This is a genomic window from Gammaproteobacteria bacterium (genome assembly GCA_029862005.1).
Lineage (GTDB): Bacteria > Pseudomonadota > Gammaproteobacteria.
The window spans coordinates 1-18,374 of sequence record JAOTYD010000003.1; the positions used below are offsets into that span (position 1 = coordinate 1).

The 18,374-nt window shown below is 52.7% G+C and carries 19 protein-coding genes and 1 pseudogene; 4 read left to right on the forward strand and 16 right to left on the reverse strand.

Annotated elements, in window-relative coordinates:
• Positions 1-2,593: pseudogene (locus OES20_03030) on the reverse strand (ribonucleoside-diphosphate reductase subunit alpha).
• A gap of 531 nt (positions 2,594-3,124) precedes the next feature.
• Between OES20_03030 and OES20_03035 the strand changes: the two are divergent.
• Both OES20_03035 and OES20_03040 read left to right on the forward strand, forming a co-directional pair.
• On the forward strand, positions 3,125-4,021 hold the full coding sequence (locus tag OES20_03035) for an ROK family protein (GenBank protein ID MDH3633656.1): 897 nt from the start codon (positions 3,125-3,127) through the stop codon (positions 4,019-4,021).
• A gap of 49 nt (positions 4,022-4,070) precedes the next feature.
• Positions 4,071-4,958 carry an HDOD domain-containing protein gene (locus tag OES20_03040; GenBank protein MDH3633657.1) on the forward strand — a complete coding sequence of 296 codons (888 nt, stop codon included), beginning with the start codon at positions 4,071-4,073 and terminating at the stop codon, positions 4,956-4,958.
• Here the strand turns inward: OES20_03040 and mgtE are convergent.
• From mgtE to fabA, 15 genes are all read right to left on the reverse strand, one after another.
• Positions 4,955-6,304 (reverse strand): magnesium transporter, encoded by a 1,350-nt coding sequence (gene mgtE, locus OES20_03045; protein ID MDH3633658.1) that lies wholly within the window; start codon positions 6,302-6,304, stop codon positions 4,955-4,957. The two genes, OES20_03040 and mgtE, sit on opposite strands and share 4 nt — an antisense overlap.
• Positions 6,305-6,311: 7 nt before the next feature.
• Positions 6,312-6,581, reverse strand: coding sequence for an HPr family phosphocarrier protein (locus OES20_03050; protein MDH3633659.1), 270 nt, complete (start codon positions 6,579-6,581; stop codon positions 6,312-6,314).
• Entirely contained in the window at positions 6,578-6,976 is a 399-nt protein-coding gene (locus OES20_03055; protein ID MDH3633660.1) for a PTS fructose transporter subunit IIA, read from the reverse strand. The genes OES20_03050 and OES20_03055 overlap by 4 nt, the downstream gene beginning before the upstream one ends.
• Positions 6,973-7,830, reverse strand: coding sequence for an RNase adapter RapZ (gene rapZ, locus OES20_03060; GenBank protein MDH3633661.1), 858 nt, complete (start codon positions 7,828-7,830; stop codon positions 6,973-6,975). Before rapZ ends, OES20_03055 begins: the two co-directional genes overlap by 4 nt.
• Positions 7,827-8,807 (reverse strand): HPr(Ser) kinase/phosphatase, encoded by a 981-nt coding sequence (hprK, locus tag OES20_03065; protein ID MDH3633662.1) that lies wholly within the window; start codon positions 8,805-8,807, stop codon positions 7,827-7,829. The genes rapZ and hprK overlap by 4 nt, the downstream gene beginning before the upstream one ends.
• Positions 8,804-9,256 (reverse strand): PTS IIA-like nitrogen regulatory protein PtsN, encoded by a 453-nt coding sequence (gene ptsN / locus OES20_03070; protein MDH3633663.1) that lies wholly within the window; start codon positions 9,254-9,256, stop codon positions 8,804-8,806. The genes hprK and ptsN overlap by 4 nt, the downstream gene beginning before the upstream one ends.
• 128 nt (positions 9,257-9,384) lie before the next feature.
• Positions 9,385-9,702: a ribosome-associated translation inhibitor RaiA gene (gene raiA / locus OES20_03075; GenBank protein ID MDH3633664.1), complete on the reverse strand. Its 318-nt coding sequence runs from the start codon at positions 9,700-9,702 to the stop codon at positions 9,385-9,387.
• Between the two features lie 50 nt (positions 9,703-9,752).
• Positions 9,753-11,240: an RNA polymerase factor sigma-54 gene (locus OES20_03080; GenBank protein MDH3633665.1), complete on the reverse strand. Its 1,488-nt coding sequence runs from the start codon at positions 11,238-11,240 to the stop codon at positions 9,753-9,755.
• Between the two features lie 61 nt (positions 11,241-11,301).
• Complete coding sequence (gene lptB / locus OES20_03085; protein ID MDH3633666.1) at positions 11,302-12,036, reverse strand: LPS export ABC transporter ATP-binding protein; 735 nt, start codon at positions 12,034-12,036, stop codon at positions 11,302-11,304.
• A 7-nt stretch (positions 12,037-12,043) separates the two neighbouring features.
• Complete coding sequence (lptA, locus tag OES20_03090) at positions 12,044-12,550, reverse strand: lipopolysaccharide transport periplasmic protein LptA (protein MDH3633667.1); 507 nt, start codon at positions 12,548-12,550, stop codon at positions 12,044-12,046.
• Entirely contained in the window at positions 12,534-13,091 is a 558-nt protein-coding gene (lptC, locus tag OES20_03095) for an LPS export ABC transporter periplasmic protein LptC (protein ID MDH3633668.1), read from the reverse strand. Before lptC ends, lptA begins: the two co-directional genes overlap by 17 nt.
• Positions 13,088-13,615: a 3-deoxy-manno-octulosonate-8-phosphatase KdsC gene (gene kdsC / locus OES20_03100; GenBank protein MDH3633669.1), complete on the reverse strand. Its 528-nt coding sequence runs from the start codon at positions 13,613-13,615 to the stop codon at positions 13,088-13,090. The genes lptC and kdsC overlap by 4 nt, the downstream gene beginning before the upstream one ends.
• 9 nt (positions 13,616-13,624) lie before the next feature.
• Positions 13,625-14,599, reverse strand: coding sequence for a KpsF/GutQ family sugar-phosphate isomerase (locus OES20_03105; protein MDH3633670.1), 975 nt, complete (start codon positions 14,597-14,599; stop codon positions 13,625-13,627).
• Between the two features lie 2 nt (positions 14,600-14,601).
• Complete coding sequence (locus OES20_03110) at positions 14,602-15,585, reverse strand: calcium/sodium antiporter (protein MDH3633671.1); 984 nt, start codon at positions 15,583-15,585, stop codon at positions 14,602-14,604.
• A 16-nt stretch (positions 15,586-15,601) separates the two neighbouring features.
• Positions 15,602-16,129, reverse strand: a complete 528-nt coding sequence (fabA, locus tag OES20_03115; GenBank protein MDH3633672.1) for a 3-hydroxyacyl-[acyl-carrier-protein] dehydratase FabA — start codon at positions 16,127-16,129, stop codon at positions 15,602-15,604.
• A 199-nt stretch (positions 16,130-16,328) separates the two neighbouring features.
• Between fabA and OES20_03120 the strand changes: the two genes are divergently transcribed.
• Positions 16,329-17,699: a TolC family protein gene (locus tag OES20_03120; GenBank protein ID MDH3633673.1), complete on the forward strand. Its 1,371-nt coding sequence runs from the start codon at positions 16,329-16,331 to the stop codon at positions 17,697-17,699.
• The gene (locus OES20_03125; protein MDH3633674.1) at positions 17,696-18,286 is read left to right on the forward strand and encodes an ABC transporter substrate-binding protein; all 591 of its coding nucleotides are present in this window, start codon (positions 17,696-17,698) and stop codon (positions 18,284-18,286) included. The genes OES20_03120 and OES20_03125 overlap by 4 nt, the downstream gene beginning before the upstream one ends.
• Positions 18,287-18,374 lie beyond the last annotated feature (88 nt).

The following is an 18,374-nucleotide window of genomic DNA, read 5'->3' on the forward strand; positions in this document are numbered from 1 at the left end:
ACAGGTTGTCGAGCTTTTTACCGGATGGCTCGGCCATGTAAAGATTGAGCGATTGCCCCTGGTCGATCCATTTTTGCCGGCGCGATGCTGCTTCGACCAGCCAGCGCGAATCGACTTCAAACGCGGTCGCATATATGGCTTTCAATATTTCCGGTACCCGATCAATGTGCTGTACGCTGCCATCGTAATACTTCAGATCGTTGACCATGACATCGTCCCACAGGCCCTGCTGCTTCAAATCGTCCACCAGGTAAGGATTGACCACGGTAAATTCACCGGAGAGGTTCGATTTGACAAACAGGTTCTGGTATATCGGTTCGATTGACTGGCTGACCCCGCAGATGTTCGAAATCGTCGCTGTGGGTGCAATCGCCATCGTATTCGAGTTACGCATGCCAATGCTCATAACCCGCTGGCGCAGGCTGTCCCAGTTCATGCGTGAACTTTCGTCCTGTTGCAGGTAGTCACTGCGAGATTCCCGCAGTCGCGCTACCGAGTCGATTGGCAGGATACCCTGGCTCCACAGTGAACCCGGGTAGCTGGAGTAGGTGCCGCGTTCCTCTGCAAGCTGGGTGGAGGCCTGGATCGCGTAGTAACTGACGGCTTCCATCGATTCATCGGCAAACTCGATGGCGTCTTCCGAGGCATAGGGAATATGCTGCTTGTACAGGGCGTCCTGGAATCCCATGATGCCGAGTCCGACCGGTCGATGGCGCAGGTTGGAGGTACGCGCCTGCGGCACGCTGTAATAATTGTAATCAATCACGTTATCCAGCATGCGCATTGCGGTGTTAATGGTCTGCTCGAGTTTCGCGAGATTCAGGCCGTTTTCATCGACATGCTGGGGCAGGTTGACGGAGCCCAGGTTACAGACCGCGATCTCGGTATCCGAAGTATTCAGTGTAATCTCGGTGCACAGGTTGGACGAATGCACAACGCCGGCATGTTGTTGCGGCGACCGGATATTGCACGGGTCCTTGAAGGTTATCCACGGGTGGCCGGTTTCAAACAGCATGCCGAGCATTTTGCGCCATAAATCGATTGCCTTGATGCGGCGAAAAGACTTGATTTCGCCACGGTCAGCCTTTTCTTCATAGGCCACGTAAGCGGCCTCGAAATCAGTGCCGTAGAGGTCGTGTAATTCCGGGACTTCACAAGGTGAGAACAGCGTCCACGGTCCTTCCTCGGCAACCCGTTTCATGAATAAATCGGGAATCCAGTTGGCGGTATTCATGTCGTGGGTGCGACGTCGCTCTTCGCCGGTATTTTTCCGTAGATCGAGAAAATCCTCGATATCGAGATGCCAGGTTTCGAGGTAGGCACACATTGCGCCTTTGCGCTTACCACCCTGGTTAACTGCTACGGCGGTATCGTTGGCGACCTTCAGGAATGGAACTACGCCCTGTGATTTACCATTGGTGCCCTTGATGTGCGAGCCCATGCCACGCACCCGGGTCCAGTCGTTGCCGAGACCCCCCGCAAACTTGGACAACATCGCGTCGTCCTTGATCGCACTGAAAATACCATCGAGATCGTCAGGTACCGTTGTCAGGTAACAGCTCGACAGTTGTGGACGCAGGGTTCCCGAATTGAACAGGGTCGGGGTGCTGCTCATGAAATTAAACGAAGACAGCAAGTTGTAAAATTCGATGGCCCGTTCCTCACGCTTTACCTCGTTGATCGCAAGGCCCATGGCGACCCGCATGTAAAATGCCTGCGGTAATTCGAAACGCACGTCGTGATAATGAATAAAGTAACGGTCATACAGGGTCTGCAGCCCGAGATAAGTGAACTGGTGGTCTCGCTCGGATTTAAGGGAATTACCCAGAAGTTCGAGGTCAAACTTGAGCAGTTCCTTGTCGAGCAGTTCGAGCTCGGTCGCTTTTTTGATGTAATTGCCAAAATATTCACAGTAACGATCGGACATTTCGGCAAAAGTTGCGCTAGGTGCGCCATCGTTGATAAAGCTCAGGGATTCGGTGCGTAATTCGTCGAGTAACAGGCGTGCTGCGACCTGCGAGTATTCCGGCTCTCGATCGATCAGTCCGCGTGCACTCATGACCGCCGTAGGACTGATGTCTTTCTGTGATACGCCATCAAACAGGTTCTTGACGGTTCCATTGTAAACCTGCTCGGCACTAACGCTGTCGAGTCCGGTACAGGCTTCATTAATAACCGTTTGCAGGCGCAGGGTGTCGAGTGGTGCAATGCTGCCATCTTCCTGCTTGACGGTGAGCACGACGCACTCGTCCTCGTGGAACTCTTCCGGCGCATCGATTCTGCTCTGCGCGCGTGCGGCAGCACGCTCTTCGCGGTAAAGCACGTAAGAGCGCGCAATTTTCTGTTCGCCATTGCGCATCAGGGCCAATTCAACCTGATCCTGGATATCCTCGATATGGAAAGTACCACCATCGGGCTGACGTCGGGTCAGCGTAACGACCACGAGATCGGTTAACTTTTCGACGGTTTCGTGAACCCGGGTTGAAGCAGCGGCCTGGCCACCTTCGACGGCCAGAAATGCCTTGGTCATTGCCACTGCAATCTTGTCTTTATCAAAACTGGTTAACTTGCCGTTGCGGCGTACAACGTTGTAGTTACTGCTGAGCAAATTGTTCTTGTCTGTGGTGACAGCCGGCACTGACTTGACGGGTGCGTCGGTTGTGTCTGTTAAGGGTGATTCAATATTTTGCATTTAAAGCCCGGTCCGTGATTACCAAATTTACTGCTCGGATAAGATCCGCGTTTCTGACTTTCTGGCTATTTGTTCCTGTGGATAGTTAAAGTAATTTCTAACTATCGCTTACAAGTATTTGTGCTCTTGGTGGATTGGAATCAACCAGCCAGCATTTAATATTTGTTATCGGTTAAATTTAACGTGACACACAATATAATGTGTTTTGACGGAAGGTCAAGTACATTATATTGTGCATGATTCTGTGGAGACGGCGGGAATATCCTGTGGATAAGTCGGATTTTATTACTCGAAATGGCGTCAGCAAAGGCTTCTAGCTTATTGATTTCTCTCACCTCGAAATTTCCCGAATCAAAAAATATTATTTAGTTAAAAATTTCATAAAAAATATGTATAAGCTGATACCTGTGAAATCATATTTGGGCCTTCGCAATGGGATATAGATTGGGAATCGATCTCGGTGGCACTAAAATCGAGGTATTGGTGCTGGACCCGAATCAGCGACCGGTTTATCGGGAACGTGTTGCCACTCCGGCCCACAGTTACGACGAAATACTGGCGACGATTGCCGATCGGGTGATAAGCGCACGTGCTAATGTCAAGCAGGAAATGACGATCGGTATCGGTATCCCGGGTGCGATATCTCCGGCAACCGGATTATTGCGCAATTCAAATACAGTCTGCATGAACGGACGACCTTTTTTAGGTGATATTGAAAAATTGCTGGAATGTGAGGTTCGTGTTGAAAATGACGCCAACTGTTTTACCCTGTCGGAAGCGTTGGGAGGCGCCGCAAAGGATTACAGGATAGTTTTTGGCGTGATTATCGGTACCGGAACCGGGGGTGGTCTCGTGATTGATGGTCGACTGGTGAACGGGCCGCACTCGATCAGTGGGGAGTGGGGGCATAATCCGCTGCCTTGGCATCACAGAGACGACGGGTCGCCAGCTTGTTTTTGCGGCAAGACATCCTGTATCGAAACTTTTATTTCGGGACCCGGATTTGCACAATCTTTCGAGACTCGTTTTGGGCGCAAGCTTTCGAGCAAGGAAATAATTGCCGCCGCCGATAGCGGGGACGCCGAATGCCGTATCATGATGGACATCTATCACGATCAGATGGCACGCGCGTTGGCCCACGTCATTAATATCGTCGACCCGCACGCGATCGTACTGGGTGGTGGCATGTCAAATATCGATTCAATTTATGCCGAGATTCCCAGGCGTCTCCCCGAGTACGTATTTTCAGACTTTGTCGAAACCTCGATACTGAAAGCCGAGCGTGGGGATGCCAGCGGTGTATACGGTGCGGCACTGCTGTGGGAATAATGCCGCTTTTTCGACTAAGCTCATTGCCTGTCGAACAAATAAACATAATATGGCCAGCGTTAATTCATTAAACGTCGCAGCAGCACAGGGAACCGCCGGTCTTCACCTGCTGGTCGAGGAAATCGACAAGCTGGTGAGCCTGCCGGATATCTACTATCGCCTCGAGGAAGCGATAGTCGATCCCGGGTCGACCACTGATTCGATTGCGGAACTGTTGCGCAGTGACCCGGATTTGTGCGCGCGCATGTTACGCATGGCCAATAGCGCTTTCTACAGCTTCCCGACCACGATTGAAACTATCGAACGGGCGGTCAGTACTATCGGCCTGCGCCAGATTCGCGAGCTGGTCCTGGTTACCGCCGTGATAAAGGCATTCGAGGGGATACCCCCGGAAAAGGTGGATATGGCCAGCTTCTGGGAACACAGTGTCGCGGTCGGTATCCTGGCGCGCGAGATTGGCCAGGCTGGTGGAATTCCAGGTGCGCAAAGCTTTTACATACCCGGCCTGTTGCACGACCTGGGACGGCTGGTGATGTATCTGAAACTGCCAGCGCTTATGAATGACTTGCTGGACCAGCGGGAATCGAGCGGACGCGCCATGCATGAACTCGAGCATGAAGTACTAAGCTACTCCCATGCCGATATTGGTGGCTGCCTGCTGGCGTTCTGGAAACTGCCGCCGTCGATATGTGAACCCGTGACGACGCATCATAATCCAGCAGAGGGCGGTGAGTTCATGCTAAGCGCCTGTGCTATTCACATCGCTGATGCCTGGGTCAACTCAAATCAAATCGGTAGTAGCGGCGACAGATTCGAGCTCGACATCAGTGACGAGGCGCTGGCACTGGTTGGGGTCGATCTGGAGGCTGTCGAAGCGGCAGCCTCCAGCGCGGCAGAGCAAATCCGTGCCGTGGCAAGACAGTTTATGGGTCATTAGCCGAGAACCAGGGTTGCGAGTCCCAGGAATGCGATGATACCGACGACATCGGTAATGGTGGTTAATACCACTCCCCCGGCGATTGCCGGATCAATTCCAATCTGACGCAAGACTACCGGAATAACCGCTCCGGCGAATGCCCCGGAGAGCAGGTTCACGACGAGCGCAAAGGCGATGACCATGCCAATTGCGAAATTCTGAAACCAGATGATCGACAGTGATGCTACTACTATTGCCCACAGTAACCCGTTTAATAATCCAACGGATATCTCCTTTCTAATCAGTGAGCGGTAATTAGAGCTACCCAGTTGACCGAGGGCAAGACCGCGAATTGCGATGGTCAGGGTTTGTGATCCGGCGATTCCACCCATGCTGGGCACGATCGTGATCAGGATCGCGAGTGCGACCACCTGGTCGAGGATTTCTTCGAAGAAGCCGATTACGTAGGCGGCCAGAAAAGCGGTTAACAGGTTAATACCCAGCCAGATCCCGCGTCGCTTCGAAGTCACCAGCACCGGGGAAAACATGTCTTCCTCTTCAGAGAGACCGGCCATGCCCATGATGGAGTGATCGCCTTCATCGCGAATGACATCGACGACGTCGTCGACTGTGATACGACCGATAAGCCTGTGTTCTTCATCGACGATTGCGGCGCTCACCAGGTCGTATTTTTCAAATTCACGAGCCACCTCGTTGTCTGACATGTGTACATGCATGGCATCGACATCGGTACGCATAATACTTTTGACCTCGGCCTCCGGGTCGTTGGTCAGCAGGTCACGTAAATACAATGCACCCATGTAATGGTCATGACGGTCGGTGACGAAGAGCTGGTCGGTGTGATCAGGTAACTCACCGCGGATACGCAGGTAGCGTAACACCACGTCGAGTGAAACATCGGCACGCACCGTGACCTGGTCAATGTTCATCAGGCCGCCGGCGGTATCCTCGCTGTATGACAGAACCGATTCGAGCTTTTCACGCTTGTGCGCGTCCAGCGTATGCAGCGTCTTTACAAGCTTGTCGGTGGGAAGGGCCAGGATAAGATCGGCCTGATCGTCCACATCCGGCAGGGTTCCGACAATCGTGGCAATTTCTTCGGGATCGAGCTCTCTGAGCTTGGCGTCGCTGATGTCGTCCTGGGTTTCAAGTAATACGGCACCCAGGTCACCCGGTTCGATCAGCGGCCAGATCGAATCCCGTTGCTGTGCTGGCAATGAGTCAAGCAACAAGGCGATCTCTGCCACGTTGACGGAACTCAATAACTTTAATATCTCAATCCTGTCGCCGGATTCAAGCGCTACCGATACGTCCTGACGCAGTTGCTCGATATCTTCTTCAATCATTTTGCGCTCATTCGGCTTCGCCGAAGCGGTCACCGATCAATTGCAGCAACGCGTCGCGACAGGCCTGCTCGTCGTTTCCCTCAATCTCTAGCTCCAGTTCAGCGCCCTTGCTCGCAGCCAGCATCATAACGCCCATGATACTCTTGGCGTTGATACGATTACCCTTGCGCGTGATGAATACCTCGCTCTCGAACTGGCTGGCGCAATTGACCAGTTTGGATGCTGCACGCGCGTGCAGCCCGAGTTTGTTCACGATGGTTACCTTTTCGGTGATCATTCCTGGCCCAGTTGTATCCCGCTCCTGCCGCCCTTCAGCGCGGTTTCGCTGAGTTGCTCCAGTGGTTGCTGTGCGTAGTTTAATACGCGCAGCAACATCGGCAAGTTTAACCCGCTAACGACCCGCGCATTGCGATCGCCGGCGAAATGCCGGGCCAGGTTATCAGGTGTTGCACCAAAGATATCGGTGAGCACCAGTACACCCTGACCCTGTTCCTGGTCATCGATTGCATTACGGATTAAATCCGCGAATTTACCGAGCACTGCGGGTTCGAGATCCGACGGTACCGACACCAGGGAAACCGGCACGGGGGGCTGTTTGAATATGGTCCTGGCCACAGTAATCAGCTGCGCGCCGATATCCTCGTGAGTTACCAGTAAAATGCCGACATTCATGCCATGTCACGGTGACGGATGGACAGGCTGCTACGGTCTTTTTTGAATTTCGTAGCGATACGTTCCGCCAGGTATACCGAGCGATGTTTGCCCCCGGTACAACCGATCGAGATTGTCATGTAACTGCGATTCTCTTTTTCGAAGCGCGGGATCCAGTCGTCCAGGAAAGAATGAATTGATTCGAACATTTTCTCGACATCCTCGTATTGCTCGAGGTACTTGACCACCGCACGGTCGCATCCGGTCAATGGCCTGAGGCTTTTTTCCCAGTGGGGATTCGGTAGACAACGCACGTCGAATACAAAATCGGTATCCGCTGGAACGCCATTCTTGAAGCCGAAGGACTGAATTAAAATTCCCATTTCGGAGCTTGATTGCGATAGCAGCTGGTCAATGATCATATGCCGCAGTTCATGCACGCTCAAATTTGAGCTATCAATCGAAAGATCTGCATTGGTGTGAATATCTTCCAGCATTTTCTTTTCCTGCTGGATGGCGTCGGCCAGCGGCAGGCCCGTTCTGGAAAGCGGATGTTTGCGACGGGTTTCGCTAAAGCGTTTTAACAGCCGTGAAGTATCCGCGGTCAGGAACAGGATCTTGACCTCTAACGGGTGCTTGTTAATTTTATTCATGATGACGTCGAAACGATCCGAATCATCAATCCCGCTGCGTGCATCGATAGCGATAGCGACCAGGTCATAAGGTTCCGGGGTCGTGTTGATCATGTTATCGATGAGTTGCGGCAGCATTCCGAGCGGCAGGTTATCGATGCAATAGTAACCGGCGTCCTCCAGCGTATGCAGGGCTACGGTTTTTCCAGAGCCGGACAGGCCGCTCACAATCACCAGTTTCACTCTGTGTTCATCCTCGAAGCCGGGTCGGTCGTAGCAGGATTCTGCGCTATTGCCTGGCTTTGACGCGTGATGAAATCCTGCGCGGCATTGTACCCGTTTATCTGTAACAAATGGTTGCGCGTCGCCGCTTCGACCAGTACCGCCAGGTTGCGGCCCTGCGCCACCGGCAGCGCCACCTCTGGAAACTCGAGGCCCAGGATACTGCGCCGTTCGAGATTTTTACCGAGTCGGTCGAACTCGGTTTTGTTTTTCTGATTCAGTTCGACCAGTTTGATGATGAGACCCAGTGGCATGCTATTTTTCAGCGCGTTGGCACCAAACATCGCGCGCACGTTGACAACACCAAGGCCGCGTACCTCCAGGAAATCGGTCAGCAATTCCGGGCTTTGGCCCACAACCATATCGGGGGTGCTGCGTGAAAATAACGTAACGTCATCAGATATCAAATGGTGACCCCGGGAGATCAGCGATAAAGCCAGTTCGCTTTTACCAACTGCCGTTTTACCAGTAATAAAAACGCCGACATTATAGACTTCTAAAAAGACGCCGTGTTCATCGGTTTTTTCAGCCAGGGCGTGCGCGAGCAGGTAACGAGTATTGTCGAGTAAATCGGAATCGTTAAGTCCCGAAACCAGAACCGGCACCTCGTTGGATTCGCACAATTTGATCATGGCCTCCGGAAGCAGGTTGTCCTGGCTACAGATGATCGCGCAAACCGGTCCGTGAAACAGCGTTTTGAACAAGCTGGTTTGTTGACTATTGCTCAGCTTCCGGATATAGCGAGATTCCTGATAGCCGACAACGACGATACTCGAGGTGCGGATAACGTTGAAGTAATCGGCCGCATCGAAAGTGTTCGAAGCCTGGCGCGACAGCTTTATCTCGCGTTCCAGGCCGACCGGGCGAGAATTGAAGTCTAGTTTTAGTTTTTGCTGATACTGGGAGAGAAAGTCACGGATTTTTAAAGCGGATCTCATTGCTCAGCCGACCGAATTATTTGTCCAATTTCATCGCGGTTGGCCGCAGCGCGTATCGCTTCACAAATCTCCGGTTTGGAGAATATGCCGGCAAGCGAAGACAGGATTATCAAATGTTCTTCGGTTGCTTCTTCGGGGATGATTATGGTGAATACCAGGTCAACCGGAATGTTATCGGGCGACTCGAAATTGACCGGTTCATTTAGCCGGAAAAAAAAGCCCAGGGTCTGGTCGAGGTTCTCCAGGCGGGCATGCGGGACCGCAAAGCCGTGACCGAGTCCGGTGCTACCGAGCCGTTCACGATTCAGCAGATTGTTGTAAATCACGGATTCGGGAAGTTGGGTTCGATCAGCTACAATATTTGCGATCAGCTCCAGGAGCTTTTTCTTGCTGGTTAATTCAGTATCGATGAAAATACTTTGTGGTGACAAAAGTGCAGAAATTGTCATTATTCAAGGATTGAACATGGGCGACTTGGAATTGATGCGCGAATCTTAATGCAATTGTACGAGTATGCAAGTGCAATGGATCTCGTTTTGGGCAAAAAAAGGGGGAGCAGTCTCCCCCTGGTTTGATTTCAGGCCAGCTCGGCAGACGTGCCTTTGAGCCGATGGCTCTTCAGTTTTTCTTTGTGTTTTTTTCCCTGGCGATCAAGTTTATCGACGAGACCATCAATTGCGGCATACATATCTTCCTGGACATCGTCGGCATGCAGGTTACTGCCGCTGACGTGCAGTGTGGCCTCCGCCTTGTGACGCAGTTTTTCCACAGTTAGTACGATATGAATGTCCAGCGCCTGGTCGAAGTGCCGATCGAGCTTTCCGACCTTTTCGTTTACATAGTTGCGCATGGATTCCGTTATGTCGACATGATGACCGCTTAGACTGACTTGCATATGTAACCTCCTCGGCTGTGAGGTTCGCATTGCTGCGAACCGTTGGTGTCTCAGAAAAGACGTTTACGCTCGTTGGACGGTGGAATATTTAACGCTTCCCTGTATTTAGCTACGGTTCTCCTGGCTACGTTAATACCCTGTTGCTCCAACAAAGTTGCTATCTTGTTATCGCTTAGTGGTTTCTCCGGTTTTTCCGCGGCAACGAATTTTTTAATAATGGCCCGTATTGCCGTGGCCGAGCATTCACCGCCATCGGCGGTACCCACATGACTCGAAAAGAAGTACTTGAACTCGAGTATACCACGCGGCGTGTGCATGTATTTATGAGTCGTCACTCTCGAGATCGTCGATTCATGCAGCTCCAGCTGTTCGGCAATATCGCGCAGTACCATGGGCTGCATTGCCTCTTCGCCATATTCGAGGAAGGCATGCTGGCGTTCGACGATTGCCGTTGCGACACGCAACAGGGTTTCGTTACGGCTTTGCAGGCTCTTGATAAACCAGCGCGCCTCCTGTAAATGATCTTTTAAATAAGTATTCTGATCGCTAGTGTCGCTACGCTTGATCAGGCTCGCGTACTGGTCGTTAACCCGGAGTCGCGGGGCGTGCTCCGGATTGATACTGACTCGCCAGCGTCCCGATTGCTTGCTAACGTAAACATCCGGTACAACATATTCCGCATGGTTTTGACTGATACTGTGTCCTGGGTGCGGATTGGTCGTCTGGATCAGTTTGATGATTTCTGCCAGTTCGCTATCACTGGCCTGCAAACGACGCTTCAGTAGCGCCACATCGTTACTGGCAAGGTGTTCTAGGTACTTGTCGACCAGCACTTTTGCCTTGGCGAGGCAGGGTGTTTCGGGGTCGTACTGTTCCAGCTGAATCGTCATGCATTCGCTTGGCGATTTGGCCGCAACGCCTACCGGGTCGAATCGCTGCACCAGGTGTAACACCGCTTCGACTTCATCTAGCTCCAGGTTCTCGTGTTGTTGTGCCAGACCTTCGTAAATATCTTCGATGGAATCGCTCAGGTACCCGCTGTCGTTTATAGCGTCGATTATCGCAAGTCCGATATCGTGGTCGATTTCTGAAATATGGGCACAGTCGAGCTGCCAGGTTAGATGATTCTTGAGCGTATCCTCGGCACCCGACTGGTTCTCAAACATATCGCGATTGTCGATGCCTGAAGTGGCGGACTGGGTGGACGAACCCGGCAGGTTGTCGTAGATGTGTTCCCAACGGGCGTCGATTTCAAGTTCATCCGGAAGCGTTTGTTGGGCGCGATTCTCTGACACCGGATTGGGTAGTTTGAAATCGGTCGAATCCTCGCTATTGGAACCACCGCTTGATGCATCGGTATCAAAAACGGTTATCTCACCGAGATTATCTTCCTGTTCGAGTAGCGGATTGGCATCCAGGGTTTCCTGGATTTCGGCCTGGAGTTCCAGCGAGGAAAGCTGCAGCAATTTGATTGCCTGCTGCAACTGAGGCGTCATCGTAAGGCTTTGCCCTATTCGCAGTTGCAGGCTTTGTTTCATAGGCGGGGCCGTTCCTTGTCTAGTAAATTGCCAGGATACTTGTTATCTCCCATGGGTATTGTTATAGCTTAAAATCATCGCCTAAGTAAATCTTTCTTACGATTTTATTATCGAGAATCTGGCTCGGATTTCCCTCGGCCAAAACCTCGCCATTGCCCATGACATAGGCACGATCACATATCCCCAGGGTTTCGCGAACATTGTGGTCGGTGATCAAAACGCCGATCCCGCGCGTGGCGAGCTGACGGATAATTGACTGGATGTCGATCACCGAAATCGGGTCAACCCCGGCGAAGGGTTCATCCAGCAGGATGAACTCGGGTTGATTGGCCAGTGCGCGCGCGATTTCAACACGCCGACGTTCTCCACCGGAAAGCGAGATACCGTCGGTGTCGCGCAAATGTTCTATCTGGAACTCTTCCATGAGTTGTTCCAGCATTTGATTACGGGCGGCCTTATCAAGGTCTTTGCGCAGCTGCAGAATGGCCATGATATTCTGCGCCACCGTGAGACTGCGAAATACCGATGCTTCCTGGGGCAGGTAGCCGATCCCGAGTCTGGCGCGAAGATGCATTGGCAGGTGGTCTATGGATTTATCATTCAGATGAATGGTGCCCGCGTCATTGTTGATCAAGCCGACGATCATGTAAAAACAGGTGGTTTTTCCGGCACCGTTAGGGCCCAGTAATCCAACGATTTCGCCGGCAGCAACCTGCAGTGAAACCGATCTGACAACCTCGCGTTTCTGGTAGGCCTTGGCCAGCCCGGTCGCTTTGAGTAGATTGGTGTTGCTCATCAAAGATTTATTCGGAGGATTTAGAATCCTGGCGGGGCTGGATCAGCATCTTCACACGCTCATCGGACTCTGAACTGCCGGCCTTGATACTGTTACTCTCGGTGTTGACGCGAATCATCTCGCTTTCGATGATATCGCCGGCGTGACTGAAACGTGCGCTGCCACGCAGCACGAGCAGGGACTGGCTTTCGGTGTAGTCGATCTGTGCTGCTTCGCCCAGCATTTCGATTTGATCGTCATCGAGCTGTCGAAACCTGGCCGGGGCACCGGTCATTTCGATGACCTGCAACTCATTATCTGCATTGAAACGAATCACCAGTCGTTCGGAACTGATCTGGAGACTTCCCTGGATCAATTTGACGTTACCCTGGTAAATACTGATGCGCTCCGACTCCCTGACTTCGAGGCTGTCTGCCTCGACCTCAATCGGTTGGTCACCGTCAGAGGCAAGCGCCCGGAGCTGACCGGGAAACAACAGGAAAAGTAATACAATGGTTTTAACTATCGCCGTCATAATAAGTAGCGCGGGTATTTTTGAATCGGTAGACCTTGCCGCCCAGATCGAATACAGCCTGTTCGGCCTCGATCGTGGCCTGATCGCTAAGCATTGAAATCCTGCTATCGCTGATGACCAGGTCTCGATCCGGTTCGAAACTAATGCTTTCGGTGTTGATGCGTAGCGGGTTATCACCCTGCCTTTGCATGACCACGCTTTCCCTCAGATGCAAAATATTAACCTGGTGCTCGAATTCCCCGACATTGGCATCAACCTGCCATTGGTCACGGTCGCGAAATATCTTCAACGACGGAATTTCGATGGTGCTCACATCGGTACGCAGGTAGTGTTCTAGGCGGGGACTGTCGAATTCGTAATCAACATTACCATCCGTATTCATCGAGCGGTAATGCAAATTGGTCAGGTAGTAATCGATATTGTCGGGGATAATCAGGTCAGCTCTTTCGGTGATGGGTCGAAGGTGAATTTCATAGATCCATCCGGCCGCGATCGCTCCGATGCCGAGCACAAAGATAAAAACCAGAATCCGCAATTTCATGACAGGTAGCTATTCTGCCGGTCATCAAGCATGGACTGTGCTTCCAGGATGAAGTCGCATACCTCACGCACCGCTCCCTTGCCACCTGGCGTCTCGGTCACCCAGTCACAGTGTTGTTTGACAAAATTGTGCGCGTTATTTACCGCAATCGCCAGGCCGACTTTTTGCATGATCGGCAGATCCGGCAAATCATCCCCGACGTAAGCCACCTGTGCTGGTTCGAAGCCAGTAGCCTGCAGCAGTTTTTCAAAAGCCGTTAACTTGTCACGGTGACCCTGGTAGATATGTTTGACACCGAGCTCCCCCATGCGATGGTTGACGATATCCGAATTGCGTCCGGTAATGACCGCGACTTCAATGCCACAATCGAGCAACATGCGAATGCCATGTCCATCGAGAGAATTAAAGGTTTTGTATTCTTCTCCCCGGTTATCAAATGTCAGTCCGCCATCGGTGAGCACTCCATCAATATCGACGATGAGCAAACGCACCTGCCTCGCATCATCGCTTGCTCTAGTTGTCATGCATTTCTCCTATACAACACCGGCTCTTAATAAATCATGCATGTTTAATGCACCCTGAACGTTCATCCCGTCATCGACGACCATGAGTGCGTTGATTTTCTTGTCGTGCATAATCTTTAATGCCTCGCTGGCAATACGTTCGGCCTCGATCGTTACGCAGTCTGCCGTCATGAAATCCTGCACCCTGCTGGTAGCAATATCGGGCATGCTCTCAAAGGTACGACGCAGGTCGCCGTCGGTGTAAATACCCACCAGCTTGTTACTGTCGGCATCGATGACACCCGCCATGCCGAGGCCCTTGGCGGTCATCTCCAGTAACGTGTCCTTGAGCGTGGTTTCGGCAGTCACCAGCGGAATCGCATTACCGGTATGCATGATGTCGCTGACGCGCAGCAGCAGGCGCCTGCCCAGGTGACCACCGGGGTGAGACAGCGCAAAATCCTGTTCAGTGAATCCGCGTGCTTCGAGCACCGCCACGGCGAGTGCATCGCCCATCGCAAGTGCTGCCGTGGTGCTTGAGGTCGGTGCCAGACCCAGCGGGCATGCCTCCTTGGTTACGCTTACATCGAGGTGGATATTGGCACTCCTGGCCATGGTGGAAGTCGGGTTTCCGGTTAGCGCGACGAGCGGAATGCCGAGGCGTTTCAGCAGGGGCAGTAACAACGTAATTTCACTGGTTTCACCGGAGTTGGATAGTGCGATGACCAGGTCATCCGCGGTTATCATGCCGAGGTCGCCGTGGCTGGCTTCACCGGGGTGCATGAAAAAAGCGGGCGTTCCGGTGCTTGCCAGTGTCGCCGCTATCTTGTTGGCGATATGCCCGGATTTCCCCATGCCGGTAACAACGATTCGACCTTTGCATTTCAATACCAGTTCGCAAGCGTCATGAAAACCCTGGCCCAATCGATCGGCCAGGCTTAAAACTGCATCTGCTTCGGTTTTTAATACGGCGAGGCCAAGCTCGATATAGGCATGTTTTGTCATAGTTATCCCGCGGCGGCTTGATAATACAAATATAGCTGGTAAATGACAAAAGCCGCGAACAGAAAAATGCCTTTAACACGCGTCAGGTGGCGTGGTATCGCGGCCGGAAATCTTGACATCAGCAACAGTACCAATGTCAAGCCGATAGCGATCGGTAAATCACGCGCACGCGCGGCAGCATCGATGCTGAAAGTTGTGAACAGGGCGGGTAAACCGATTACCGCAAGTGAATTGAACAGGTTGGAACCGATGACATTGCCTATTGCCAGATCGGGCTTGCCTTTTTTCAGGCTTGCGATCGAAGCCGCGAGCTCGGGCAGGCTTGTGCCCAGTGCGACAATCGTCAGGCCGATGATCAATTCACTGACACCCAGGGTTTGCGCGATATTGGATGCGCCCCAGACCAGCAGCTTGGAGCTGCCGACCAGCACCACCAATCCCAGCAACAACCAGCCGATTGCCGCGGGCATCTTCATATCATGGATCATTTCCTCCTGCGCATGTTCCTCCCTGGCATACGCTGCCGGATTGCGTCGGTGTTCGCGTATCAAATAGTGTAGGCTCAGCAGCAACAAGCCGAACAGGGCGAAACCATCCACGATATCGAGCGTTAAATCGAAAAGACTCCAGGTCATCAACACCGTGGCGAGCGCCAGCAATGGGTACTCGGCTTTGAACAGCCGGGTTGCGATCGGAATCGGAGCCAGGATGGCCGTGATACCCAGAATCAAACCGATATTGGCGATGTTGGAGCCGAGCGCGTTACCGATTGCAATATCGGGCGTGTCTTGCAGGACCGCGACAATGGAAACCACGATCTCGGGCGCGGAAGTGCCGAATCCCACGATCGTGATGCCGATGATCATGACCGAAACGCCCAGTAAGTGCGCCATGGCCGCGGCGCCCTCGACAAATTTGTCTGCGCTCCAGATAAGCAATGCCAATCCAGCGAGGACGGCTGCAATGTGGCTAAGCAAGCTCAACATACGATTTGTCTAATAGTTAGAATTCGTCGGTAGAGGTGAATAGGCCGACACGTAAATCTCTAGCGCTGTAGATTTCCCTGTTATCGACTTCCATCGACGCGTCGCCGATGCCCATGACCAGCTTACGCATGATGACGCGTTTCATATCGATCCGGTAAGTGACCAGTTTCGAGGCCGGCAGCACCTGCCCGAAATACTTGACCTCGCCCGCGCCAAGGGCACGCCCGTGCCCCGGACCCCCTTTCCAGCCCAGGAAAAAACCGATCAATTGCCACATTGCATCAAGCCCCAGGCAGCCCGGCATTACCGGGTCGGTCTCAAAATGACACTTGAAGAACCAGAGATCCGGATTGACGTCCAGCTCGGCAATGATTTCACCTTTTTCAAACTTGCCGCCGGTATCGTTGATATTGATGATACGGTCGAACATCAGCATCGGTGGCAAGGGCAGCAGGGCGTTACCGGGACCGAATAAACCACCTTTTCCACATTCGATGAGTTCTTCATAGCTAAAGCTATGTCGATCGGTTAAAGATCTGGACATATAAATGAGCCAACGGGATTAATGGTGCGAACACTAACTTTTATGTGACAAATTTGCCAGTATTTCATAGGAATCATCCTCATTTACCCTGTTCAGCGTTCACTTGCAGGCTGTTAGCGGATAGACTCTGCTGGGTTTCCTTGCCGGTTGGCGATTTGAGTCAGCTATCATTCAGCTTCGCTAGGGAAGAATCACGATCATGATAAAATTAGCTATACAATTAGTCGGGCCTCTGGCCTTGATTTATGCCAGTTTCGCTCTGCACGCGGCGGAAAAGTTAGACCTGGAGCAAGCCATCGAGCTGGCGCTTGCCCACGATCCCCGTATCGATGAAAAGCAGGCCTTTGTGCGCAAGGCGCGGGGCTTACTGCAGGAAGCTGAGGGCTCCGAGGGTTTTCGCTACTCGGTAGACAGTTTCCTTGCACTGTCGACGGGCCTGGACGGCGGCTTTTATGAGGGCGGTGATGATTCCTGCAGTAGCAATTGTGCACCGCGCGATGATGCCTACGACTTCGATGACGGGCTGTCGCTCTGGGCTGGACTGACCTTCAGTATCGTCAAACCGCTGGCAACCTTCGGTCGCCTTGAGAACTACCAGGAGGCCGCGCAAAACAATATTCTGATCAAGCAGCAGGACGTTACCCTGCAGCGTGACGAAGTTGCCCTGCAGGTGGTCAAGGCTTATTACGGTTACCTGACAGCGCGCGATAGCCGTCTGCTGCTCGAGGATACCCGCAAGCGCCTCGACGGAGCGCTTGAACTGGTTGACGGATGGCTCGAAGAAGGTTCGGGCAATGCCAGCCTTTCGGACAAGTATGCACTTCAGGCCGGACTGGGCCTGGTTGATAATTTTCTCGCCGAGGCAAAAGGCCTGGAGCAGATCGCCATGGCGGGACTGAAGTTATTGACCGGCCGTGAAGAAGATGTGATTGAGCTTGCTGATCGACGTTTGCAGCCCCTGCCGCTACCCGAGCAGAGCCTGGAACAATGGATCGATCTGGCGCGTGAAAATCGAGTCGAGTTCAAGCAGGTTGCAGCGGGCCTTAGCGCGCGCCGCGCGCTGGTCGAGGCGACACGGGCGGATAAGAAGCCAATCGTATTTGCCGGAGTCGCCGGCTCGGTGGCGGTCGCGCCGGAACGTGATACGCTGGATAACCCTCATATTTATGATCCGTTTAATCATGCAGCCCTGTCGCCAGTACTTGGCATGCGTTGGCAGTGGGAGCAGGGCGCACAGCCCGCCCGTGTGGTGCAGGCGCAGGCGGACCTCGATGCACTGGTGCATAAAGCGTCGTTTGCGCGCATGGGGATCCCGTTCCAGGTCAGCGAGCAGTATTACTCGATGCAGGCCAAGCATGAAGCGATCGGTTCGATGCGCGCAAGCTCCAGGGCAGCACGCCGCTGGATGATAGCCTCGTATTCCGATTTCGAGGCGGGTCTCGAGGAAGCCGATGATATTATTAACGCGTTACAGGTATACGTGCTCGCTTATGCAGAGTATTTGCGAGCGGTGAATGATTTCAATAATCTTGTGTCTAAACTCAAAAGCGTTAGTGGGGTATTCCAGTGAAAAGAATTTTCACGTTCATGCTGTTACTGGTGGTGTGGCCTGTCTTCGCCGCGATGGGGCCCGAGCAACTGATCAAGCAAACCTCGGACAAGGTGCTGGCAGAAATCAAGGCCAATGCGGATGTTTACCAGAGTGATCCGGAGCGGATTTACCAGCTGGTTGATGACGTGGTGTTACCGCATTTTGACTTTTCCGCAATGACGGATCTCGCGCTCGGGAAATACAAGGATAAAGTTAACGGCGAGCAAAGGCCAACGATCGTCAATGAGTTCCGCTCCCTGTTGGTGCGCACCTACAGTTCCGCCTTGCTCGAATACACCGACCAGGAACTCATCTACCTGCCGATGGAAGGTGTCGAGAGCGACGGTATTGTCACCGTCAGGACTGAAATTGAACAGGCAGGCGGATTTCCGATACCCATCAACTACACGCTGCGCCTCGGCGATGAAGGCTGGAAGGTGTTTGATATCAGTGTTGACGATGTCAGCCTGGTTACCAATTACCGCTCGAGCTTCGCCCGCGCGATTAAAAAGGACGGTGTGGATGGGTTGATCAAAACCCTTCAGGATCGCAACCAGGAGCAGTAGCTAACATCTGTCAGCGGCGTTTTTTCGAGCTCGTCCGCGATCATCGCATCCCGATTCGCAATCTTGCCGGAAATACTTGCGATTCAGT